22 protein-coding genes and 1 tRNA gene are annotated in these 23,510 nt (G+C 63.7%); 6 read left to right on the forward strand and 17 right to left on the reverse strand.

The genetic code is table 11. The annotated features are described in order from the left end of the window. Positions 1–71 precede the first annotated feature (71 nt). Positions 72–1,898: a glutamine--fructose-6-phosphate transaminase (isomerizing) gene (glmS, locus tag LC092_RS05155; RefSeq protein ID WP_224805373.1), complete on the reverse strand. Its 1,827-nt coding sequence runs from the start codon at positions 1,896–1,898 to the stop codon at positions 72–74. A 243-nt stretch (positions 1,899–2,141) separates the two neighbouring features. Between glmS and LC092_RS21260 the strand changes: the two genes are divergently transcribed. Beyond that, positions 2,142–3,215, forward strand: coding sequence for an SPOR domain-containing protein (locus tag LC092_RS21260; RefSeq protein WP_224805374.1), 1,074 nt, complete (start codon positions 2,142–2,144; stop codon positions 3,213–3,215). A 64-nt stretch (positions 3,216–3,279) separates the two neighbouring features. Further along, on the forward strand, positions 3,280–4,251 hold the full coding sequence (locus LC092_RS05165) for a DMT family transporter (RefSeq protein ID WP_224805375.1): 972 nt from the start codon (positions 3,280–3,282) through the stop codon (positions 4,249–4,251). 73 nt (positions 4,252–4,324) lie between these two features. On the opposite strand, the gene LC092_RS05170 is transcribed toward LC092_RS05165, so the two are convergent. The 10 genes from LC092_RS05170 to LC092_RS05215 form a co-directional block, all read right to left on the reverse strand. Then, positions 4,325–5,605, reverse strand: coding sequence for an NAD(P)/FAD-dependent oxidoreductase (locus tag LC092_RS05170; protein ID WP_224805376.1), 1,281 nt, complete (start codon positions 5,603–5,605; stop codon positions 4,325–4,327). 59 nt (positions 5,606–5,664) lie between these two features. Then, complete coding sequence (locus LC092_RS05175; protein WP_224805377.1) at positions 5,665–6,384, reverse strand: c-type cytochrome; 720 nt, start codon at positions 6,382–6,384, stop codon at positions 5,665–5,667. Positions 6,385–6,424: 40 nt separating this feature from the next. Beyond that, entirely contained in the window at positions 6,425–7,087 is a 663-nt protein-coding gene (locus LC092_RS05180) for a c-type cytochrome (RefSeq protein WP_224805378.1), read from the reverse strand. Next, positions 7,071–8,360, reverse strand: a complete 1,290-nt coding sequence (gene soxC / locus LC092_RS05185) for a sulfite dehydrogenase (protein WP_224805379.1) — start codon at positions 8,358–8,360, stop codon at positions 7,071–7,073. The genes LC092_RS05180 and soxC overlap by 17 nt, the downstream gene beginning before the upstream one ends. A gap of 84 nt (positions 8,361–8,444) precedes the next feature. Then, the gene (gene soxB, locus LC092_RS05190; RefSeq protein ID WP_224805380.1) at positions 8,445–10,139 is read right to left on the reverse strand and encodes a thiosulfohydrolase SoxB; all 1,695 of its coding nucleotides are present in this window, start codon (positions 10,137–10,139) and stop codon (positions 8,445–8,447) included. 244 nt (positions 10,140–10,383) lie between these two features. Next, entirely contained in the window at positions 10,384–11,238 is an 855-nt protein-coding gene (gene soxA, locus LC092_RS05195) for a sulfur oxidation c-type cytochrome SoxA (RefSeq protein WP_224805381.1), read from the reverse strand. A 101-nt stretch (positions 11,239–11,339) separates the two neighbouring features. Beyond that, positions 11,340–11,666, reverse strand: a complete 327-nt coding sequence (gene soxZ, locus LC092_RS05200; protein ID WP_224805382.1) for a thiosulfate oxidation carrier complex protein SoxZ — start codon at positions 11,664–11,666, stop codon at positions 11,340–11,342. A 48-nt stretch (positions 11,667–11,714) separates the two neighbouring features. After that, positions 11,715–12,167 (reverse strand): thiosulfate oxidation carrier protein SoxY, encoded by a 453-nt coding sequence (gene soxY, locus LC092_RS05205; RefSeq protein ID WP_224805383.1) that lies wholly within the window; start codon positions 12,165–12,167, stop codon positions 11,715–11,717. A gap of 65 nt (positions 12,168–12,232) precedes the next feature. Next, positions 12,233–12,688, reverse strand: a complete 456-nt coding sequence (gene soxX / locus LC092_RS05210; RefSeq protein WP_224805384.1) for a sulfur oxidation c-type cytochrome SoxX — start codon at positions 12,686–12,688, stop codon at positions 12,233–12,235. A 245-nt stretch (positions 12,689–12,933) separates the two neighbouring features. Beyond that, positions 12,934–13,671, reverse strand: a complete 738-nt coding sequence (locus LC092_RS05215) for a cytochrome c biogenesis CcdA family protein (protein ID WP_224805385.1) — start codon at positions 13,669–13,671, stop codon at positions 12,934–12,936. Between the two features lie 264 nt (positions 13,672–13,935). On the opposite strand from LC092_RS05215, the gene LC092_RS05220 reads away from it, so the two are divergent. The 3 genes from LC092_RS05220 (at position 13,936) to LC092_RS05230 (ending at position 16,035) form a co-directional block, all read left to right on the forward strand. Next, positions 13,936–14,370 carry a hypothetical protein gene (locus LC092_RS05220; RefSeq protein ID WP_224805386.1) on the forward strand — a complete coding sequence of 145 codons (435 nt, stop codon included), beginning with the start codon at positions 13,936–13,938 and terminating at the stop codon, positions 14,368–14,370. Positions 14,371–14,528: 158 nt separating this feature from the next. After that, a complete protein-coding gene (locus LC092_RS05225; protein ID WP_224805387.1) occupies positions 14,529–14,861 on the forward strand; it encodes an ArsR/SmtB family transcription factor in 333 nt (110 codons plus the stop codon). 82 nt (positions 14,862–14,943) lie between these two features. After that, a complete protein-coding gene (locus LC092_RS05230) occupies positions 14,944–16,035 on the forward strand; it encodes a YeeE/YedE family protein (protein WP_224805388.1) in 1,092 nt (363 codons plus the stop codon). A gap of 75 nt (positions 16,036–16,110) precedes the next feature. Here the strand turns inward: LC092_RS05230 and LC092_RS05235 are convergent, their stop codons facing one another. From LC092_RS05235 to LC092_RS05250, 4 genes are all read right to left on the reverse strand, one after another. Next, positions 16,111–16,548, reverse strand: coding sequence for a universal stress protein (locus LC092_RS05235; protein WP_224805389.1), 438 nt, complete (start codon positions 16,546–16,548; stop codon positions 16,111–16,113). After that, positions 16,545–19,376 carry a TRAP transporter permease gene (locus LC092_RS05240; protein ID WP_224805390.1) on the reverse strand — a complete coding sequence of 944 codons (2,832 nt, stop codon included), beginning with the start codon at positions 19,374–19,376 and terminating at the stop codon, positions 16,545–16,547. Before LC092_RS05240 ends, LC092_RS05235 begins: the two co-directional genes overlap by 4 nt. Before the next feature lie 144 nt (positions 19,377–19,520). After that, positions 19,521–20,483, reverse strand: a complete 963-nt coding sequence (locus LC092_RS05245; RefSeq protein WP_412103531.1) for a TAXI family TRAP transporter solute-binding subunit — start codon at positions 20,481–20,483, stop codon at positions 19,521–19,523. Between the two features lie 386 nt (positions 20,484–20,869). After that, positions 20,870–21,190, reverse strand: coding sequence for a hypothetical protein (locus tag LC092_RS05250; RefSeq protein WP_224805392.1), 321 nt, complete (start codon positions 21,188–21,190; stop codon positions 20,870–20,872). Between the two features lie 307 nt (positions 21,191–21,497). Between LC092_RS05250 and LC092_RS05255 the strand changes: the two genes are divergently transcribed. Beyond that, positions 21,498–21,573 (forward strand) — tRNA-Lys (locus LC092_RS05255). A gap of 132 nt (positions 21,574–21,705) precedes the next feature. Here LC092_RS05255 and LC092_RS05260 read toward each other — a convergent pair. Further along, the gene (locus LC092_RS05260; RefSeq protein ID WP_224805393.1) at positions 21,706–23,049 is read right to left on the reverse strand and encodes a hypothetical protein; all 1,344 of its coding nucleotides are present in this window, start codon (positions 23,047–23,049) and stop codon (positions 21,706–21,708) included. A 1-nt stretch (position 23,050) separates the two neighbouring features. Beyond that, a complete protein-coding gene (locus LC092_RS05265) occupies positions 23,051–23,509 on the reverse strand; it encodes a hypothetical protein (RefSeq protein ID WP_224805394.1) in 459 nt (152 codons plus the stop codon). Position 23,510 lies beyond the last annotated feature (1 nt).

The following is a 23,510-nucleotide window of genomic DNA, read 5'->3' on the forward strand; positions in this document are numbered from 1 at the left end:
CGGCACCCGAGAGACACGCGAACGCCTAGCACGCGCCGGGCGTTCGTTTCCGGTTTGCAGCCGGGACTTTTCTATTCGACCGTGACGGACTTCGCCAGATTGCGCGGCTGGTCGACATCCGTGCCCATGAAGACGGCGGTGTGATACGCCAGAAGCTGCACCGGCACGGAGTGAACGATCGGCGCGATGAACTCCGGAACATTCGGCAGGACGATCGTTTTCCAGGTCGGCGTGCTGCAGGCGGCGAAGCCGGCCTGATCGGTAATCAGCACGATCTTGCCGCCGCGCGCGGCGACCTCCTGCATGTTCGACATCGTCTTTTCGAACAGGCCGTCATGCGGCGCGATCACGATGACCGGCACTTCCTCGTCGATCAGCGCGATCGGCCCGTGCTTGAGTTCGCCTGCCGCATAGCCTTCGGCATGGATATAGGAGATCTCCTTGAGCTTGAGCGCGCCTTCCATGGCAAGCGCGAAACTCGTGCCCCGGCCGAGATAAAGGACATCGCGTGCGCGCGACAGCGGCTGCGCAAGCTTCTCGATTTCCGGCTCGATGGCGAGTGCGCGACTGAGGTGGGCCGGCAACTCCGACAGCGCCCGCACCATCTCGGCCGCCTGCGCGTCGTCGAGATGACCGCGTTGGCGTCCGGCGTGGACGGCGAGCGCGGCCAGAACCGCCAGCTGGCAGACGAACGCCTTGGTCGAGGCAACGCCGATTTCCCGGCCCGCGATGGTCGGGAACACCAGATCCGCCTCGCGGGCGATGGTCGATTCCGGCACATTGACGATCGCCCCGGTGCGCGCGCCTTCCGCCTTGCAGTAGCGCAGGCAGGCCAGCGTGTCCGCCGTCTCGCCGGACTGGGAGATGAACAGCGCCATGTCGCGGTTACTCAAGGGCGCCTCGCGATAGCGGAACTCGGAGGCGACATCGATCTCCACCGGCAGCCGCGCGATCCGCTCAAACCAGTATTTCGCCACCAGTCCCGCGTAATAGGCCGTTCCGCAGGCGGAGATGATGAGCCGGTCGAGACGTGTGAAATCCACCTCGCTGCCGGCGTCCAGCACCGTCGTCATCGACGCGAGGTCGAGATAGCGCGACACCGTGTGGCCGATCACCTCCGGCTGCTCATGGATCTCCTTTTCCATGAAGTGCCGGTAGTTTCCCTTCTCGATGGTCTGGGACACCGCCTCGCTGGTGATCATCTTCCGGGTGACGGGCTCATTGGCCTGGTTGAAGATCTTGCACCCGGCGCGCGTCAGCACGACCCAGTCGCCCTCCTCCAGATAGATGATCCGGTCGGTGAAGGGTGACAGCGCAATCGCATCCGAGCCAAGGTACATCTCGTCGTCGCCGCATCCGACCGCCAGCGGCGAACCGCGACGGGCACCGATCAGGAGGTCCGGCTCGTTTTCGAACACGAAGGCCAGCGCGAAAGCGCCGGAAAGCCGCGGCAGGACGGCGGCGACCGCCTCCTTCGGGCTGCTGCCGCGCGCGATCTCGCGGGACACAAGAAACGCCACGACTTCGGTATCGGTTTCGCTCGACAGGCGGACGCCCTCGGCTTCGACCTCGCGTCGCAGCTCGAGGTGATTCTCGATGATCCCGTTGTGCACGACGGCCACGCCGGGTGCGACATGCGGATGGGCGTTGGTCTCGGTCGCCGCGCCGTGGGTTGCCCATCGCGTATGGCCGATCCCTGCGGCGCCCGACAAGGGCGACCGCTCCAGCTTTTCCTGCAGGTTCCTGAGCTTGCCCGGCGCCCGGCGGCGCGTCAGCACACCTTCATCGACCGTGATGACACCCGCCGAATCATACCCCCGGTACTCCAGCCGCTTCAGCGCGTCCACCAGTTGCCCTGCAACCGCGCCGCTCCCGAGGATCCCTACGATTCCGCACATGAATGTCTGTCTCCAAATTCGCCAAGTCGCGCCGTTGCGCGTTTCATTCGCAGCTTCTTCTAGTGCGCGCACCATGCCCGCGCACAATCAAAACCTGTTTCAATTCATGACACAGACCGCGCAAACCGCCGGCGGCACCGAAAGAAAAGGGAAAATCATGGCCCAACCACCAAGTTTTATCGCTTGTTAACCCTGTTTGGGGTTTTCTAGAACCTGAATTCGAACCGGGCCGGGACCAAACGCGTGAAACCGCTTGAACACAGCAAGAAAGCGCCCGTCAGGGGCCGCAAGCTCGGCGATGCCGGGCGGATCTCGCTGTGGGGCGGCGCAGCGCTTCTGTTCGGCGTCGTCGGCGTGTCCTCGGTTTTTCTGACGCAGCCCGGCGTCCCTACCGGCCAGCGCATGTCCATGACCCGGCTTCCTCCGGCGGGCGATGTCCCCACAACCGCATCGATCGGCAGGCAACAAGGAGCCGGACTGGAGATCTATCCCTCCGTCGGCGGCACGGATGCGGCCCAGGCCCGCCATCAGATCAAGAGCGAGGTCGAAACCCTGCGACGCGAGGTTGCCGCCCTCCGGCGCACCGTGGCGGTCCTGCAGGAACGCAAGGCCATCCTCGCCGAAAAGGTCGCCGACGCTCAGTCCGCAGCAACGACGGAGACCGACGAGACAAAGGCGCGCCAACCGACACCCTTCAATGACACGCTGGATGCGGCGGTCGAGGCAATTGCCGGAAAACCGGGGCCCGTCGAGACCTTGCCCGCCCCGATCGGTCCGCTCACCCGCAGCGCGCCGGCGAAACCCGCGACCGCCACGCGCTTTGCCGAAGAGACCCTTCCGGCAAGCCTGCGCGAGCCTGTGCGCATCGTCGCGCTTCCCGGTGTGGAATCGCCGGCGAGTGTCGCCTCCATTCCGGCCCCTTCAGGCGATGTCACGGCACCGGCGCCGGTGCCTGCCGCGCGTCCCATGGCCGGCACCGACGGCACGGAGCTGTCGGTCTCCGGCGCGGCCGGACGTATTTCCGGCGACACCGGAACCCGGATCGGACGCAGCGATTTCGCCCTCGATCTGGGACGCTTTGAAAGCCGTGAGGCGGCGGAAAGCCGCTGGGCGGAAATCCGCGAAACGCAACCGGCCCTTCCCGCCGGGATTTCCTCCCGGATCGTCGCGGATCCGCAAGGGCCGGGCGGGATGCGCCTGATGGCCGGCCCCTTCCCCAATGCGGCCGATGCGGCCGCCGCTTGCGTTTACCTCTCCTCCGGCGATATCACTTGTTCGCCGGCCCTCTACCCGAGGGACACGGCTGCGCGCCGCTGACGCGCCTGGCCCATCGCCCGCAACGCTTGCTCCGGTCTTGCGGTCCCACGCGTAGGTTCATTCGATGTTCGATCCCGCCGACCAACGGCACCGGGCGTTCGCCCTCCTGCTTGTCATGCCCCTGTTCTTCTCGTCGAACCTGGTGATCGGGCGCGCGGCGATTTCGAGCGTCGAACCCTGGACGCTGGCATTCCTGCGCTGGGTTCTGGCCTTCGCGATCCTCCTGCCCTTCGCCCACAAGGGGCTGATGCAACACCGCGACACCCTGCTGCGGCAGTGGAGCCTGATCGGCATGATGGGGCTGCTCGGCATGTGGTTCTGCGGCGCCGGCGTCTATTTCGCGCTCAATTACACCACGGCGACGAACGGCACCTTGATCTACACCTCCTCGCCGATCCTGATCGTGCTCTTGGAATGGCTGTTTCGCGGGCGCCAGGTGGGCTTGCGCGAGGGCATCGGCATTGCGCTTGCCATCCTCGGCGTCGTGGCGATCGTGGTGAAGGGCTCGCTGTCCATCCTGCTGGCGCTGGAATTCAACGCCGGCGACGTCATCTTCGCGCTCGCCGCCCTGAGCTGGGCGCTCTATTCTGTGCTGCTGAAACGCAAGTCGCTGGCGGAGGTCCCGACGCTCTCGCTCTTCGCCGCCCTGGCGCTCGCCGGTGCGATCACGCTGTTTCCCTTCACCGTCATCGAGATTGCGGAAACCGGACGGTTTCCGGTCTCCGGCGACGCCTGGGCCTCGATCTTTGGCATCGCGCTGGTGTCCTCCGTCCTCGCCTTTTCCTGTTTCCAGTACGGCATCAAGCTCGTCGGGCCGTCGACCACCGGACTTTTCATGTACCTCATGCCGCCCTACGGCGTGATGATGGCTGTCGTCTTCCTCGGCGAGGAGCTGCACGCCTATCACTTCGCGGGCTTCGTGCTGATCATGAGCGGGCTGGTGTTGGCCACCGCCCCGCCGTGGCTGATCGCGCGCATCCCCTTCGCCGACCGCCTGAGCGGACAGATCCGCAAGCCGGTGTCCGGACGCGCCTGAACGGCCTTGCGCCCCGGACGAAAAAGAGGCGGCCCGACGGACCGCCCCTTTGTCGTTTCGGCAGACCCGGCCGTCAGCCGAACATGTCGGCCGTGATGCCGGCGTACCAGCCGAGCGATTCCTCGTAGGTCGCCTTGCGCAATTCGGCGTCCTCTCCGGTCTGACTGATGAACCCGTCCGTCTTGGCGATCTTGTCTTCGCCCGCCTCGTAGCGGGCGCCGACCTTCACGCCGTTGTCGGTCGAGATCAGGCTCCAGCAGGTGTTCGAGAACCGCGGCGGAAAGGCCTTGGCGTCGAGCAGGTCGGCACGGATTGCCATCGCCGCCGCCTTCGCCTGGCTGTTGGCGGAAAAGCCGGATTTCGGCATGTCGCCGGCAATGCAGCTATCGCCCAGCACATGGATCGCCGCATCCATCGTGCTGCGCAGTGTCGCCGGTTCGATCGGGCAGTAGCCGCTGTCATTGGCGAGCCCCGCGTCGCGGGCGATGGTTCCCGCCGTCTGGGCGGGGATAACATTGGCGACATCGGCCTTGAAGGTATCGAAATCGGTCTCGATTGTCCCCGCGCGCGCATCCACATTCTTGATGTCGCCGATGATCGATTTCGGCAGCCATTCGATCATGCCGGGATAGTGCTTTTCCCAGCCCTCCATGAACAAAGCCTGCTTGGAAAAGGCTTCTTTTGGATCAAGAATCACAATTTTTGCGCTTGGATTTGTTGATTTTAGGTGGTGCGCGACCATCGAAACGCGTTCATACGGCCCCGGCGGGCAGCGATAGGGGTTCGGCGGGGCGACCATCACATAGGTTCCGCCCTCGCGCATCGCCTCGATCTTGCTCTTCAGCAAAGCCGTCTGCGTGCCTGCCTTCCAGGCATGCGGCATCAGCCCCGACGCCTCGATCGAATAGCCCGGCACACTGTCGTAATCGAAGTCGATGCCCGGTGCGACGACCAGCCGGTCGTAGGCGACCCGGCCGCCGGAGGCGAGCGCCACCTCCTTGGCATCCCGGTCGATGCCGGTCGCCCAGTCGTGAACGACGTTGACGCCATAGTCGGAAGCCAGCGTCGCATAGGAATGGCCGATGGACTCAAACGAACGGAACCCGCCGATATAGAGATTGGAGAAGAAGCAGGTGTAGTAGGTCTTGGTCGGCTCGATCAGGGTAATGTCGATCGCGCCCTCGCTGTCCTTGGCGAGATAGCGCGCCGCGGTCGCACCGCCGGCGCCGCCGCCGATGATCACCACCTTCGGCCGTCCTTGGGCAAAGGCGGCACGGCCCCGCCCGGCGAGAACGCCCGCTCCTGCGACAACCCCCAGCCCTTGTGTGAAATGGCGTCTCGAAATTCCCGTCATGTCGCATCCTCCCGGAAAACGGCCCAGCGATCCCCGTCCCCACGATGGACGGCGTCTTGTTATTGGCCCGCCTTGGAGAAATAAGCCGCGAGGGCGGCGATTTCCTCATCCGACAGGCTGGCGGCAATGGACTGCATGACCGGGTTGTCCCGGCTCTTCGTCTTGTAGGCATGCATCACCGTCACGAACCGGTCGCCCGGCCAGCCGGTGATGGAGGGAATGCCCTTGTCCTCGCCGTCCGCCTGATGGCAGGTCACGCATTCCGACGACAGATATTCACCGTAGTCCGGGTCGCCTTCAAGCGCCAGAATATGCGGCGGGACCTCCGGGTCGGCGTTTTCAAGCGGCGCGGTCGGCGGCGCTTCGGGAATGTTCGCCGCACCCGGAGAAAACTGGCGTAAAAAGGCCACCACCGCCCGGCGGTCGTCCGGGTCCCGCAAGCCGCCGAAATTCATCTTGGTGCCGTGGACCGCGCTCTTGGGGTCTTCCAGATAGGCGGAGAGCGCTTCCTCGCTCCACACGAGCCCGTCCTGTCCGGCGGCCTCCATCGCCCTGGAATAGCGATAGCCTTCAAGCGTGCCGGCGCGCCGGCCGTAGATGTCGTTGAGAAGGGGACCGACGGTGTGTTTCGCGCTGACGCCGACCTGATGACAGGACTGGCACTTGCGGAAGATCTTGCGGCCCTGGTCAAGAAGCGGATCGCTGGCGAGCGCGTCCCCTGTGCCAAGAACGAAAAACGCGGCCGCCAGAACCACTGCATATCCGCCTGATCCCCGCATGCCGCGTTCTCCCTGTTCGCCAATCCGGCCGGCGTCGATCCTAGTCGACGTTGATCCCCGCAGTCTCGCCATCGTCTTCCGGCGTCACGTCGATGATACGCGCCCGCTTGGTGATCTTCACCTCCTCCTTGCAATCGGTCATGCAAGGCTGGACCTCGGACACCAGCGGCGTGTCCGGCCGGCCGTCGTCGATGAAACCATCCTCGTTCGGCATGCGGATCGAGGTGAAATTCTCCTTCGACAGCTCGAATTCGTCGTCCGTCACCACATCGTTCATATACAGCAGATAGGCAACGATCGCATAGGTCTGGTCGGGGGTCAGGCTCTGTGCGTTGCCAAACGGCATGGCCCGGTAGATGTAATCATAGACCGTCGACAGATAGGGCCAGTAGGACCCGATGGTCTTGACCGGGTTCTGGCTCTTCAGCGTGTCCCAGCCACCGGCCAGAACCGGCCAGCGTCCCGCCCCTTCGGCGAAATCGCCGTGGCAGATCGCGCATTGCTCGGCGAAGACCACCTCGCCCTCGGCGACCGTTCCACGCCCCTCGGGAAGTCCCTGCCCGTCCGGGCGGACATCGATGTCCCAGCCGGCGATCTGTTCGGGCGTGGCCTCGGTGCCGAGCCCGAGCTTGCCCGCGCCAGCCGCGCCGGCAACGAGGGAAACGCCGGCGGCAACCGTGAGGACCTTAAGAAATTTCGACATTTTCGACCCCTCCGTCGGCCATCACGTGCCACGTTTGAATGCCGTTGTTGTGATAGATGGAATTCTCGCCGCGCACGGCCCTGAGCTCGTCCTTGGTCGGCTGCACGTAGCCCGTCTCGTCATAGGCGCGCGACTGCAGCAGCAGGTCGGACCCGTCCCAGTCGAACTCGAAGTAGAAACGATGCAACGCCTTGGGCAGGCTCGGCCCGTCGATGCGCGCCTGATGCCAGTTCTTACCGCCATCGAGGGTGACGTCGACGCGTGTGATCCGGCCGTTGCCCGACCAGGCAAGACCGGTCAGCACCGTCTGGCCCTTGCCGTGGGTTATCGGCGCCTGCGGGCTCGGATTGGTGATCACGGACTTTGTGTCCATCACCCAGGTGAAGCGCCGCGCCTTGCCGTTGGCGAGGAGGTCGGTGTATTTCGACGTCTCCTCGCGCGCGTGCCAGGGCTGGTCGCCCACCTCGATGCGGCGCAGCCACTTGACCCACATGTTGCCTTCCCAGCCCGGGACGACCAGACGCGCCGGATAGCCCTGCTCGGGACGCAGCGCCTCGCCATTCATCTTGAAGGCGACCATGCAGTCGTCGAGCGCCTTTTCGATCGGCACGGAGCGGTTCATTCCGGCCGCGTCGCCGCCTTCCGGCATGATCCACTTGGCGTTGGTCTTGAGACCGGCCTCCTCCAGGATGTATTTCAGCGGCACGCCGGTATACATCACGCAGTGAACCATGCCGTGGGTGAACTGGCAGCCATTCAGCTGGGCGCCGCGCCACTCCATGCCGGAATTCGCCGCACACTCCAGGAAATAGATCCGGTTCTCGCGCGGAAAGCGCTTCAGGTCCTCAAGCGTAAAGATCAGTGGCTTGTCGACGAGGCCGTTGATCATCAACCGGTAATCGGTCGGGTTCATCTCGGCGACGCCGCCGTGGTGGCGCTCGAAGCACAGGCCGTTCGGCGTGATGATGCCGTCGAGATCATGCAGCGGCGTGAAATTGATCGAGCTCTCGCGCGAGGCAGTCAGCCATTCGACGCTGCGCCGCACCACCTCCGATTCATGCTCCGACGGCATGCCGTAGGGCGCGTTGTCGACGCCGACGCCGAGATAGCGGCTCCAGTCGGCGACATTGGGCGGCAGGTTGTAGGGATCCGGCTCGGCCGCACGCGCGAACCCGGCCGTCGCGGCCAGGCCGCCGGCCGCAAGCCCCGCTTTCAGAAGGTTGCGCCTGGAGGGACTGGCGATGCCTTTCTCCGGCCTATCAGATTTCGACATTTTCTCTCTCCGGTTCGATCGGATCAAATCCATTTATTCAGATACATGAACATTGCGGACGCAGTCGGGTCCGCGCAGGACCCGTTACATGCCCACGACCTTGACCGCACGGTTTCCCTCAAGCTTGACCGTGCCGCGCTCCTTCAGGTGCCCTTCCACGACATCCCAGATCGCCGGACCTTCGGTGCCTTCATTGACGCTGGCCCAGCCGGCCACGACATAGTTGCGGCCTGGGTCGATCGGCTCGCCGTCCTTGAGGAAGGTCATGTTCGAGATCCGGCTGCCGATTTCCGCGGTCGGATCAATGGTGTAGGCCATGCCGCCGACACGCACCATGTCGCCGCCCTGCTGGTAATAGGGGTCGGCGTTGAACAGGTTGTCGGCAACGTCCTCGAGGATCTCCTTGATCAGCGCCCCGCTCATTTCGGAGCGATAGGCCTGCGGATAGGTCATCGAGGTGGCATTGTGCAGGTCCTCAACGGTGATCTCCTGGCCGGACGGCACGGTGGTGCCCCAGCGGAAGCCGGGCGACATCGCGATCTCGGCGTCGCGCTGGTCGATCAGCGCATCGCAGATCAGGTCGTCGAAGGTTCCGTTGAAGTTGCCGCGGCGATAGAGCAGCGACTCCGTCGTGGCGAGCTCGCGAGCAAGCTCGTCGGCATAGGGCGCACGCACCTTTTCAACCAGCGCCGCGGTCTCGGCATCCGGCGTGATCACGTCGGAGAAGATCGGGATCAGCTTGTAGCGGTAGTCCTTCACCTCGCCGTCGCGCACGTCCAGATCGAGGCGCGACAGGAACTTGCCGTTCGATCCGGAGGCGATCAGCAGCGTCTTGCCGACCTTGACCGGCTCCGGCAGCGCATCATGGGTGTGGCCGGTGAGAATGACATCAATGCCCGAGACCCGGCTCGCCAGCTTGCGGTCGACGTCGAAGCCGTTGTGCGACAGCATGACGATGACCTCGGCCCCGTCGGCGCGCGCCGCCTCCACATTCGCCTGCACCTCCTCCTCGCGGATGCCGAACGACCAGTTCGGGAACATCCAGCGCGGATTGGCGACCGGCGTATAGGGAAACGCCTGGCCGACGACGCCGATCTTGACGCCACCGCGCTCGAACAGCTTGTAGGCCTTGAAGACAGGCTCGTCCCACTCGGTGTCGCGAATGTTGCCGCCCAGAAAGGCGAAGGGCAGTTCGGCGACGATTTCCTCGACGCGGTCGCTGCCATAGGTGAATTCCCAGTGGCCGGTCATCGCGTCCGGGCGCAACGCGTTCATCACCTCGATCATGTCGGCGCCGCCGGTCTTCAGCGAGGTGTAGCTGCCCTGCCAGGTGTCGCCACCGTCAAGGAACAGCGTGTTGGCGTCGCGGTCCGCGCGGATCGACTTCAAGACGGTGGCGATGCGGTCAATGCCGCCCATGCGGCCATAGGTCTGCGACAGCGCGTCGAAATCCTGCGACGTCAGCGCATAGGCCTCCGGCGATCCCGGCTGGATGTCATAGAGCTTGAGGAAGTCGGCACCGCTCACATGCGGCGGCAGGCCCTTGACCTCGCCGACGCCGAGGTTGATCGACGGCTCGCGGAAGTAGACCGGCATGAGCTGTGCGTGAATGTCGGTGAGATGCACCAAAGTGACATTGCCGAGCGGCTGGAAGCCGAGAATATCATCCTCGCGCAGCGCCTGCTGTGCCGCGAGCCGGCTCCATTTGCCGAACCCCGAGCCACCGACAATCGCCGACGTCGCCACCGCCGCCATCAGGAATTCACGTCTGGAAATCATCCTGCATTCCACCTTTTCAAGGCATATTCCAACGGACACAGCTCCGCCGTTCCGGCGAAAGCCCCGCCGGCGAACCAGCTCCGACACATCGTTCTATAGATCCCGAAGGATCCCCGCCGACCCGGGCGATGCCACCTCTTGCGAGCGCGGATCCTGCGTCCGGTCGGTCGACGGCGGCGGCGAGAAGCGAAGACCGGAGATCCGGTCAGACGCCGCCGCCGACGTCGGAATCACGTCATGCGCGTCAGTTGCGCACCGCCGGCGTTTCCACCGACAACCCCTGCCCGCGCCAGGCGAGATAGGTTTCAAGCGCCACGAACTCGTCCGATCCGCGCTTGAAAGCCTTCGCCCGGATATTGTCCATGCAGCCCTTGAAGCGGCGATGCAGCGAGCCCATCTTCTGCCACTTCAGACGATAGGTCGGAAATCCGTTCGACTGGCCCTGGCTGAGGCGGTCGGCGCGGATGTAATTGCCGTAGTTGTCTTCGTGACAGTTCGCGCAAGCCAGATCGAGCTGGCCGAAGCGCGTGTAATAAAAATCCTTGCCCTTCTCCCACCAGCTCATCATGTCGCCGGCTTCAAGGTCCACCGCGACCGGCATGCCGCGCGACTGCAGACCGACGTAGGCCGTCATCGACAGCATGTCGTCGGACTCCCATTTCCAGGCGTCGGCGCCCATGCGTTCCGTCCGGCACTCGTTGATCTGGTTCTCGAGCGTGAAGGGACGTCCGGCGGCCGCGTTCCACTTCGGCATGTTGGCGCGCACGCCCTTCATGCTGTCCGACGCGTCGCCATGACAGCTCTCGCAGGACTTTCCGGCGGAGCCTTCAACGGTCGACCAGGCCGCCTCGCCGTTTTCCACCATCAGGAACCCTGGATTGGTAAAATCGTCGAGCTCAAGCGCCTGGGTTTCCTTGGTACGGAACTCGAACCCCGAAATGATTTCGGTAAGCGGATGGTCTTTCGGCGCTTCGGCGCGTGTCTTCAACTCGACACCGTCGATGCTTGGCAGGTTGGATTGGTCGGCCAACACACCGCTCGTCGCCAGAATGGCGGTTGCGGCAGCGCCGGCGACGAAAATACCCGGGAGATTCCTCATGATGGCTTTCCCTCCAGCGCGAACCCTTCGGTTCGTCTTGTTATCTTTGTTTTCTTCCAGACCCAGGACTGGCGGCACCGCGGCCGCCAGCCAAATCGCGCTTACTCGACCGCGATCTTGGATTCCGACGAGTATTCCGACCCGTCATCATCCACCCAGGTGAACTTGAACGTGCCGGATTCCGGAACCTTGGCGCTGAACTCAAGATAGGGATTGGCGGAAATCGCCGGCTCGAGATCGCATGAAAACACGGTCTTGCCGTTGAAATCGCACGTGAACTTGTTGATGATCTGACGCGGGATCGGATTGCCGTCCTTGTCCTTGCGCTGACCTGATTCCATCTTGTGCGAAATCAGCGTCTTGATCGTGATGACTTCGTCCTTGGACGCCGTCTTGGGCACCTTGACCCGGGGTTTCGACTTGGCCATCTGGCTCTCCTGGCTAACTGAAACTGACTAAGGGGCGTGGTGAGCGGATCAGCCGCCGCAGCCGCCGATGGTGACCTTCACGGTCTTGCGATCGATGTAGACCTTTCCGGTCGAGGTCTTGGCGAGAGCGATCACGTCCTGCGTCTTGGCAAGACGCATGCGCGTCGTCGCTTCCGCCGCGCCGGACATCGGCGTGAAATGGAAGGTGGCAACGCCCGGCGACGGATTGCCGGCGGCCAGCAGCGTGACATCGGTCACGTGATCGTCGTCGCTCATCGGGCTGTCGACGGCGAAGCTGATCGGCACCGTGTTGCCGTTCTCGGCAATCTCGGGCGCGGTCAGCGTGACATTGGCGGTTTCCGGCGTCGCGCCGCCCGAAAAGGCGTCGATTGCGGCCTGGACCTTGTCTTCCTCGGCCAGAGCCACCCGCGGCAGGCCGGTGATGGCGACGGCCGCAACCCCGGCTCCCAGGGCAAACACCTGGCGTCGTGTGATGGTCATTGTCTGCATCCTCATTCTGATCGGGCCCGCCACGGCACATGGCGGACGCATGCGCCCTGCGGCGCTTATTGCGAAAGGGTCTTGAGATAGGCGACGACGTCTTCAACCTGCTGCGCGGTGAGAATCGGCTTGTCGGCGAAACTGTCCATCACGAGGTTCAACCCGTCCACGCGGTGAAAGGCCGGCATGATCGTCCCGTCGTAGACCATCTTGGCATTGACGACGATCATCCGAAGCGAGGCCTCGTCCCAGCGATCGGCCACGCCGTCGAGCGGGGGGCCGACCTCGCCGTGAAACGGCTCGCTCGAGAGATCCGATGCGGTGTGGCAGGCAAGACAATTGCCGAGCTTGCGGTCGACAACGGCCTGCCGGCCGGCAACCGGATCACCGGCGACGTCCGTCAGGGGCTGGGGGATTTTTCCGTCCACGACCTCAAAGGAGGCGATATCACTGGCGGAGGCCGTGGCAACTCCGAGCAGCAGCACACAGGCGGCCGCCATGCCTGGGCGAATGACACTCATGGGCGTTTTTCCTTCCCTCTGCCGGCGAACCCGGCCTTTGATTTTTTTGATCGGCCGCTAATCCACGACGCATTCCGAAACGTAGCAGCAAGCTTTGCCCGGATCAATTCACATATTCGATTATCAGAATACATCTATCGTCTGATGCAGGTCCGGCCCGCCGGTCGCCGCGCGGTCCCTTTCGGCGGCGCACGGGCGACGGGTCTCTCGGCCGCATCGCGCAGGCGCGAAGAAGCGCTTCAATATCAGCCGATTGTGCCAAGTGTCGGGAAGGTCTCGAGCAGCCAGAACGACAGCGCCGCCATCTGGCCTGTCATGAAGGCGATGCCGGTCAGGATCAGCACCACACCCATGATCCGCTCGACGGTGACCATGTGTTTGCGGAACCGCGACATGAACCGCATGAACGGCCCGGCGAACATCCCGGCGACCAGGAACGGCACACCGATTCCCAACGAGTAGGCGCCAAGCAGCGTTGCCCCTTGCAGCACCGACTCCTCGCTTCCGGCGACGAAGAGGATCGCAGCCAGGATCGGTCCGACGCAGGGCGTCCAGCCGAAGGCGAAGGCCAGGCCGATGACATAGGCGCCGATCAGACCGGCGGGCTTGCGCTCCACATGCACCCGCGCCTCGCGGTAGAGCAGGCCAATGCGGAACACACCGAGGAAATGCAGTCCCATCACGATGATGGCCGCGCCGGCGATGTATCCGAAGATCTGGATGTGCTGAGTGACGAACTGCCCGACGAAAGAGGCACTCGCCCCCAGGGCGACAAACACGGTGGAGAAGCCGAGGACGAAGGCAAGCGAGGCGAAGAAGACGCGGCGGGGGTCGGCGCGGTCCACGCCCTCGCCCGTGAGCTCGTCCAGCGAAACGCCGGCAAGGAAGCCCAGGTACGGCGGGACAAGCGGCAACACGCAAGGCGAGACGAAGGACAGGAGGCCGGCGAAAAACGAGCCGATGAGAGTGACTTCTTGAAACATGAAGCGGATCCGTTCGCAGTGAGGATGACCCCATCCACGGGGTACGGAACAAGCCGCATGCGCCCATGCGGCTCGAATTCGGAAGACGCCGCAGCATATCGTCTCTGGCGATTTCTGCACCGTGCCGCCCCCCTCATCACACGACAATGTGACGACACGCCTCAGTTTCGTATTCCTGTTTTTGCATATGATCCAGCCTGATTTGCGCTACACTGAAAATTCCCTGCTCGGATGAAGCGCCCGCAAGCGGACATCGCACGCTCAATGACCAGACTTTTGACAAGGCATTCGCCCACCCTTGCCCTTGCCGCCCTCGTCCTGCTGGCGGCTACCGTCATGGCGCGCCCTCTGCCCGTGACGGCGGCTGAACTCATCATGTTCGAGCAGCGCGGCTGCGAATGGTGCGAGCGCTGGAACGCGGAAATCGGTCCGATCTATCCCAAGACCGAAGAAGGCCGGCTGGCGCCCCTGCGCCGGGTCGACATTCACGAAAAAATGCCCGAAGACCTGCGCTGGCTGCGCCCGGAAGTGTTCACCCCGAGCTTCGCGCTCATCCATGAGGGACGCGAATACGGGAGGATCCGCGGGTACCCGGGAGAAGACTTTTTCTGGGGACTGCTTGCCCAGATGGTCGAGAAATACAGACAAGCCGCAGCCGACGCGGCGGCGGCGCAAACGCAAAGGCCCGCGCCGGGGTAATGTCCGCCCTAACCTTCCCAGCGAGGCCGGTTCGAAGTATATGCTGATCCGCGAAAGAAAGCGGCGATCCGGCAACAGGCTGACGAGCCCGGTTTCGCGACCTTTGCCGGGGATGTTTTGCCACGCCGGCAAGCCAGATGAATTATGAGGATTACGCAGTGTCTCTTCCCAGCACTCAGGATCTCGAGTGTTCCTCCGACCTCGAGAAGATCATCGACCGGGCGAAAACGGCGAGCGATTTCCTCAAGGCAATCGCGCATGAAAGCCGGCTGCTGATCCTTTGCATCCTCGCGGAGGGCGAGAAGTCCGTCACCGAGCTGGAAGAGCTCCTGTCCCTGCGCCAGCCGACCGTGTCCCAGCAACTGGCGCGGCTGCGCATGGACAAGCTCGTCTCAACCCGGCGGGAGGGCAAGACGGTATTTTACAGCTTGGCAAACGAAGACGCCCGGAAGATCATTGAATCCGTCTATGATGTCTTCTGCCGGGACTGACACTTGGCAGGACACCCTGCGCAATCCCCGAAAAGAGGGCGCGCGGCACATCCGTTGACGACGCGATCGGGAGGCGCGAGCAATGGACGTTGGCACAGCACAAACGGTGGCCCTTTACGGCTTCGCCGGCGGCGTGGTGCTCGGCCTGGCCGCGCGCGTTGGCCGGTTCTGCACCATGGGCGCGCTAGAAGACGCGTTTCTGGGCGCCGACCGGCGTCGCCTTCGCAGTTGGGCGCTTGCCATAGCGGTCGCAACAGCGCTGTCGCAGTCCCTCGCCTTTGCCGGATTTCTGGACTTCCACCATTCGATTTATCTCAGCAACGGCTTTCCCTGGCTCGGCGCGGTTCTGGGCGGGCTGATGTTCGGCGGCGGCATGGCGCTGGTCGGCACCTGCGGCTACGGGACCCTTGCCCGCATCGGCGGCGGCGACCTGCGTGCCGTCGTTACCTTCCTGGTCATGGGCGTTTCCGCCTATATGGCCATGCGCGGACTGACCGGCGTGGTGCGTCAGGCATTGATTGATCCCTGGATCCTGTCCTTCGAGGCCACTGGCGGCATGGCGCTCGATGGCATCTTCGACACGCTGACCGGCCTCCAGAGCGGCCCTTCCATCGGCCTGCTGATCGCTGCCGGCCTCGCCTATTGGGCGCTGAAGGATGCGAAATTCCGGGCTGAAACCCGCCTTGTCCTCAGCGGTATCGCGGTCGGACTGGCGATTGTCGGCGGATGGCTTGCCACCGGCCTCGCCGGCAGCGATCCCTTTGCCCCGCAGCGGCTTGAATCCTTCACCTTCGTGCGTCCGCTCGGCGACACGCTGATCTATCTGATGACCTTCAGCGGGGCCACGGTGACTTTCGGTATCGGCAGCGTCATCGGCGTCGTCGCCGGAGCATTGGCCGGTGCGCTGTTCAAGCGCGAGTTCCGCTGGGAGGCCTGCGACGACGTGCGCGAGTTGCGCCGTCACATTGTCGGAGCGTTCCTGATGGGAACCGGTGGCGTGATGGCCTTCGGCTGCACCATCGGCCAGGGGATCACCGCCGCCTCGACGCTGTCGATATCCGCACCCGTGGTAATGATCTCGATCGCCATCGGGGCACGCGCGGGTCTCGCCTGGCTGATCGAGGGGAGCTTGCGCGGCGTCTTTGCCGCGCACGCGTTTTCCCGGGACGGCTAGTCTCGCCAACCGTGCGATCCCGACGCCCGTCGATGGGCCTTGGCCGGGTTCGACGGGCAAGCGGCATCCGGGAAATCAGGTCTTTCGCACCACCAGCACGGAAATCGGCGCATGCCGGACAACCCGCGCGGCATTGGGACCGAGAAGGTAGTCCTTCAACTCCGGGCGATGCGACCCGATCACGATCAGATCCGCCTCGACCTTGTCGGCGGCCTCGAGGATTTCCTCATAGATGTTGCCGTGGCCGATCACCGCCTGAACGCGGATGCCCTTCGGGACCTGCGCATCGATAAATCCGTGCAATTCTTCCCGCGTCTTGTCGATCGCCGTCGTCTCGAAATCGTCGGGAAAGAACGACCCGACGATGGAGCGCCCGAAATCGGGAACCGCGGTGAAGATATGCAGCACGCTTTCCGGCGACATGATCTCCTGAGCGGCCAGCACGACCTGTTTCGAAGACGCGACGTCCCCCAGATCGACACAGGCCAGGACGTGTTTGAACAGGGCGCTCATGCCGGTTCCCCCTTTGCTGCCAAGCGTGCGTCCTTCGCCGTTTTCCGCCGGCGTCGCTGCAACATGTAGATCAGCCCCAGGAACGCCAGCGCGGGCACATAGAACAGCTCGCGCGGCGGTTGGGCACTGGCAACCGCCAGCGTCTTGATGGTCTGGTCGAAATCGAACCCGGCCGCCTGGGCGGGCGAATCATAGACGGCATTGTCGACGATGAGCTTGTCGTCCTGGACAAGGATTTCCAGACCGAAGGCCTCGAGCCGCTCCGCGCCGGTCGGCTCGTCGCCGACCGGGATCATCATCGTCAGCGTAATGGGATCGCCGACATCGTCGAAGGCGTCCACCGTCGCGCGCAACTCCGACCCCGGCGCGGCATCGCCGATCACCTGCTCGATCTCCACCGGATCGACCGTGTTGAAGGGCGGATAGACCATGTCCATCCAGAAGCCGGGCCGGAACAGGGTGAAGGCGATGAGGATCAGCGTCGCCGATTCCCACAGCCGCGACCGCACCAGGAACACGCCCTGCGCGCCCGCGGTGAAGACGAGAATCGCGGCGGTTGCCACGATGAAGACGATCACCCCTTCCATGAAGGTGACGTCGATCAGCAGCAGATCGGTGTTGAAGATGAACAGGAACGGCAGCAGCGCGGTGCGCAACGAGTAGAAGAAGGCCACGAAACCGGTGCGGATCGGATCGCCGCCCGACACGGCCGCCGCCGCGAAGGAGGCAAGCCCCACTGGTGGCGTCACATCCGCCATGATGCCGAAGTAGAACACGAAGAGATGCACCGCGATCAACGGCACGATCAGCCCGTTCTGCTGGCCGAGCGCGACGATTACCGGGGCAAGCAGCGACGACACCACGATGTAATTGGCCGTCGTCGGCAGGCCCATGCCCAGGATCAGGCTGAGAATCGCGGTGAACAGCAGGATCAGCAGGATCTGCCCCTGGCTCAGGAACTCCACCAGCGCGGCAAGCACGGCGCCGACGCCGGTCTGCGACACCGCCCCGACGATGATGCCGGCCGCGGCGGTGGCAATGCCGATCCCGATCATGTTGCGGGCTCCGGCGATCATGCCGTCGATCAGCTCGGAGAAGCCCTGCCCCACCGTTCCGCCAAGGTCCTGCCCCCGGAACATCGCGAACAGCGGGCGTTGCGTGAGAAGGATGAAGATCATCAGCGCGGTCGCCCAGAAGGCGGAGAGCGACGGCGACAGCCGTTCGACCATCAGGCACCAGATCAGGACGAAGACCGGCAGCAGGAAATGCAGGCCGGATTTCACCGTCGGCCCCGGCTCCGGCAAGCGCACCACCGGCTCGTTCGGATCGTCCATTTCCAGTTTGGGAAAGACCGAGCAATACCGAACAAGCGCCACATAGACGGCAACAATCAGCGCGGAGACCACCCAAAGGGTCGCCTCGCCCGCCAACGCCTGCAGCACGTCCATGAAATAGAACAGGCCGAAGGCTGCGACCGCGGACCCGCCGATCACCAACGCACCCGTCGACAGGATGCGGCCACGGGTGTCGGCGTCCGTGCGCGCCTGGACCAGCTTGACGAAGGCAAACAGGATCGCCAGCACGATGACAATCGCCAGCAGGCGCATTTCGGCGGTTCCAAGCGCCTGGAAGGCGAGGAACAGGTAATAGACGCCACTGGCAGCGGCCAGCAGCACGGCCATGGTGATGCCGAAGGACAGCAACGCCCATTTCAGCGGCTTGACCTCGCCGGCGCGCGGCAGACCTTCCATACCCTGTTTCAGTGCTTCAAGGTGAACGATGTAGACCAGCGCGATGTAGGAGATGATCGCCGGCAGGAAGGCGTGCTTGACCACCTCGAAATAGGAAATGCCGATATATTCGACCATCAGGAAGGCGGCCGCGCCCATCACCGGCGGCATGATCTGGCCGTTGACCGAGGACGCCACCTCGACGGCGCCGGCCTTTTCCCGCGAAAAGCCGACGCGGCGCATCATCGGAATGGTGAAGGTACCCGTGGTCACCACATTGGCGATCGACGAGCCGGAGATCAGCCCGGTCATGCCGGAGGCGACGACAGCGGCCTTTGCCGGACCGCCGCTGAAATGGCCCATCAGCGAAAAGGCCACCTTGATGAAGTAGTTGCCGGCCCCCGCCTTGTCGAGCAGTGCGCCGAACAGAACGAACAGGAACACAAGGTCCGTCGACACGCCAAGCGCGATACCGAACACGCCCTCCGTCGACAGCCACTGGTGATAGGCAACCGCGTTGAAGCTCGCGCCCTTCCAGGCCAGCAGCCCCGGCGCATAGGGCCCGAGGAAGGTGTAGCCGAGGAAGACCATCGCCACGATCATCAGCGGCGGCCCGAGCGAACGGCGCGTCGCCTCAAGCAGGAAGATCACGCCCAGCACCGCCACGACCACATCCGTGGTGTTGGGGTTGTTCGGGCGATCCGCGAGGCGCGAGCCGAAGATGTTCTGCACCAGCTCGGTGTCGAACACGAAGAGATAGAGCGCGCAGGACGAGGCACCGATTGCCAGCAGCCAGTCGTACAGCGGCACATAGCGACGCGGCGACGTGCGGAACGCCGGAAACACGAGAAACGCGAGAAACAGCGCGAAAGCCAGATGGATCGGCCGGGCTTCGCGGCCCGAAAACACGCCGACGCCAAAGACATAGGGCAAGGGCGAGGCGATCCAGATCTGGAACAGCGACCAGGCAAGCGCCAGGCCGGAAATCAGCAGCGCAACATTGTAATTCGACGGATTGCGTCCGCCCGTGTCGACGGAAGCGACCAGATCGTCCAGCTCCGACGAGCTGTACTGGCCCTTTGCAGGTTCGTCGGTCATTGCGCTGCCCCCCAGTTGCGCGTCGTCACAGGTCACTGCCCCTGCGTCGCCGGGCAGTCGTCGGGTGCCCGACGCTTGAGCGTCAGGCACCCGGAAACTCAACCGGCGCGGAAAGGGTCCCCTCCCGCGCCGGCTGCGTCCGGATTACATCCAGCCGCGTTCCTTGTAGTATTTCACCGCGCCTTCATGAAGCGGGGCCGACAGGTTGTTCTTGATCATGTCGGCTTCCTTCAGGTTGGCGAAGGCGGGGTGCATCTTCTTGAAGCGGTCGAAGTTCTCGAACACCGCCTTGGTCACCTCGTAGATCACCTCGGGCGAGGTCTTGGTCGAGGAAACGAAGGTGGCGCCGACACCGAAGGTCGTCGTGTCTTCGTCCGTGCCGGTGTACATGCCGCCCGGGATCGTCGCCATCGCATAGAAGGCGTTGTCGTCGACCAGCTTGCGGATCACGTCGTTGTCGACGGTGATCAGCTTGGATTCGCACGACGTCGTGGCTTCCTTGATGGTGCCGGCCGGATGGCCGACGGTGAAGACGATCGCATCGATCTTGTTGTCGCAAAGAGCTGCGGCCTGCTCGGCGGACTTCAGCTCCGCAGCGAGCGCGAAGTCGTCGACGGACCAGCCCATCTTGTCCATCACGACCTCGAAGGTCGCGCGGGCGCCGGAGCCGGGATTTCCGAGGTTGACGCGCTTGCCCTTCAGGTCATCGAAGGTCTCGATGCCGGAATCGGCGCGCGCAACCACCGTAAACGGCTCCGGATGCACGGAAAACACCGCGCGCAGCTCTTCGAACTTGCCGTCAGGGAACGTGTCCGGCGCCGTGCCGTTGTAGGCATGATACTGCCAGTCCGACTGGGCGACACCCATGTCGAGATCGCCGGCACGGATGCCGTTGATGTTGGCGACGGATCCGCCGGTGGTATGCGTGCACTTGATGTCGTGCTCCGCCGACCCGCGGTTCACCAGCCGGCAGATGGCGCCGCCGACCTGATAGTACACGCCGGTCTGACCGCCAGTACCGATTGTGATGAAGGTTTCGGCCTGGGCCGCGCCGGTAAAGGCGAGACCTCCGGCCAGCGCAACACCGAGCGCCGTCGTCTTGAGAATGTTCACTGCAATGCCTCCCGTTTATTGGCTGCAGATTGACTGTTGCGACCCGAATGCCGCCGGCCGAGCAGATCGGCCGGGGGAACGACGGGTCGATTGTCCGGGACGATCACGGCCGGCGATGGCCACGCAGGCGACCGAAGATCTTGCGACCTTCCGACCGGACCCTGCGGACGAAATGCCTCGCGCACTGCGTTCGTCTCGAAACCCGTTGCTGGGCACGAAAAACCGCCCCCCGCACGACCGCGCTTGTGCGGTCGCCGCTAGGTTAGACTGAAAAGACTCGTTTTTCCAAGCCCTTTCCCGAAGGTGAACGCACGCGTGGAGACACCGTCCCGGCGACAGAGCGCGCGGGCCATCGTCGCGGCAGACCTGCAAATCCAGAGCTATTCGCCCTGCCGGCCGCCGGAAATGACTTCGAGGAAATGCCGGCGAAGCTGATGCTCGTCCTGCCCGTCCCGCAGGCCCTGTCGCCACTGGTCGATCACCAGCCGCAACGCAAGCGTCTCGCGCGTATGGGGAAGTTCGGAGAGGTAGTTGGTGAAAAAGGCATCCAGCGCATGACGGTCGAGCGCGTTCTGGGCGATGAGGCCGTGAATCAGCGCCATCGTCGCGGCGATGTGCCCCTTGAGAAACTCGAATCCGGCAGCTCCGCCCATCGGGTCGCCGTCACGGTCTGGTTCGTCCGTCGAGCTGTCCGGCATCATTCCACCCATTGTTGCAACCGCGACATTCGCCGGCTGCATCGTGGCCCTGGAAACGAATGATCGTTTTCAGTTACTTGCGCGGCCGCGCGAACGCGTGACGCAACGTCATCCATCGCCACCTGGAATCCTATACCACCACAGAGTTGTCCACAAAGCGTAAATGGCGGGGGCGCTGCGTCAGCCTTGGCTGACGCATGTCATCCGCGCCGCGACACAGGCTTGCGGCCCCCAACTCTGGAAAAGCGGTCCAAAAGCCCAATCCGGTATTGCGACGCGTGGCGCGACCGGATAGACAATCGCGCAGAGTGAGCCGATAGCTCAGTTGGTAGAGCAACTGACTTTTAATCAGTAGGTCCAGGGTTCGAGCCCCTGTCGGCTCACCACTTTCAAGCAACTGAAAAAATTCAGCAATTCAGTTATTCTGTGAAAGTGGCGACCATGAACGAAATCGGAACATGTGACTATTTGTGACTTTCGCTTGCCGTCACACGTCACACAGGTTCCGAAAACGTTCCTCACAGACCAATCTCCGTTTCCCCGTCCGCGTCGTACCAGGCGATCATTTTCGCGATGGCCGATGACGCCATTTCGGGATGCTGCGCGAGGTAGTGCTTGAGGATCTGCGTGCAGCTTTCGTGAGAGTGACCGGTGACGGCGGCGATCTCCGGGATCGTCGCACCGGCGAGCGCAAGCCAGGTCACGGCCGTATCGCGGAAGTCCATCTCCCAAAAGCTGGCCAGCGACGGACATGGGGCAACGACGGGCGGGCCTTCGATTCGGCCATTGTCGACCGGCAGATGCTTGAAGCGCTCGTTCGACGGGCACAGAAGGCGCGATCCGCCCTCGCCTGTCGTCTCGCGCCATAAGCCATGCACGCCGATGCGTCGGATCTCGGAGTAGATCTTGCGGTAGTGATCCGGCTTGAACGGCTCCCAAGTCTTTTCGAACAGAAGCACATGCGTGTCGACGATGCCGGCAGCGCGGCGACGCGCGGCCGCGCCATCGAGCCGGCGCGTCAGCTCCGGCGATGCCGGCAGTTGCACGATAGCTCCGGTCTTCTGCTGCCGAAGCACGATCCGGTCGCGGATCTTTCCGCGCATCGTCAGCTCCAGCCGGTCGCCCTGGCGCTGTCCGGACCAGACGGCGAGCACGAAGCTGTCGCCCATCTCCGGCCGGCCGACCGCATCGGCAACGTCGATCTGCGTTTGCAGCTCGGTTCGCGTGGCAAAGCGCACGCGCGGCGCGGGGGTCTTCATGCCGAGACGCATTGCCGGATTGGCTTTCAGAAGGCGGAACTTGCCGCGACGCAGGCCCCAGGAGATCGCGGCCGACATCACGCGCACCACGCCGTTCGCCGTCGACAGGCCGCGCTGCATGCGCAGGTCCTCATAGAGACCATAGAGAATGGTCTGGTCGAGCGCGTCGACATCTGCGCCCCATATGTCGGGCGCGGCCTGCTCGATGACGCGGGATTTCGCGCGATAGTCATAGCGCGTCTTCTCCGCCAGATCCTCGGTGACGGCCGGCGATGCGAGCCAGTCGTCAATCAGCTTCTGGACAGAGTAGCGCACACGCGGCGCGGCCGCGCGCGGCCGGCCCGCGGATCTCTTCTGCGCGGCCGGCTTGGTCTCCAGCCGCTTGGCGAACGCGGCCGACCAGTCCGTCGCCTCGCCGGCCGAAAACCATTCGCCCTCGTTCCTGGTGCCCGGCATCAGCTCGGCCGGGTCGATGCGGCCGTCAACCGGATGGCGGAGATCCGTCGGCGCATGGCCGGCGTCACGCATCTTCGGCCCCGGCGAGAAGCGCGGGCGCCCGTCGCGCCAGGAGACATAGGGGATTTTCAGTTGCCGCTTGCGCATGTCACTCGCTCCCGCCAGTCGAAGCCATCGGTTGCCACCCCTTGACGAGGTAGCAGCGGGCATCGGTCCAGCAGTCTTGCATCATGTCCCATCCCGCGACGAGCCAGTTTCCCGGATCGTCACGAAAGCCGATACTGACGAACAGCTCGCCCACACCTTTATCTCCCGAAGAGATCGGCATTTCGCATGCGCGAGGAAAATCGCTGGTCGTCGGTTGAGTGACCTCGCAAAGCACCTGCACCAGACCATTTGCAAGATCGTAACTCGTCGGGTCCAGCCATTCCTCATGCTGCATTTTTTCGGCAAGCTTCTGTATTTCAGCGCGAGGCGGAGTCCAGCCTTGAGCGATCAGACCATCCCATATCCCTTGATCATGATAGTGCTTGATCAATTCACGGGCCTTGAACCTGACTGCCTCGTCCGACGGAAGATACTTGTTGAGATCGATTGTCAGAAACATC

This window comes from Stappia stellulata, assembly GCF_020176715.1.
In the GTDB taxonomy this organism is placed as follows: domain Bacteria; phylum Pseudomonadota; class Alphaproteobacteria; order Rhizobiales; family Stappiaceae; genus Stappia.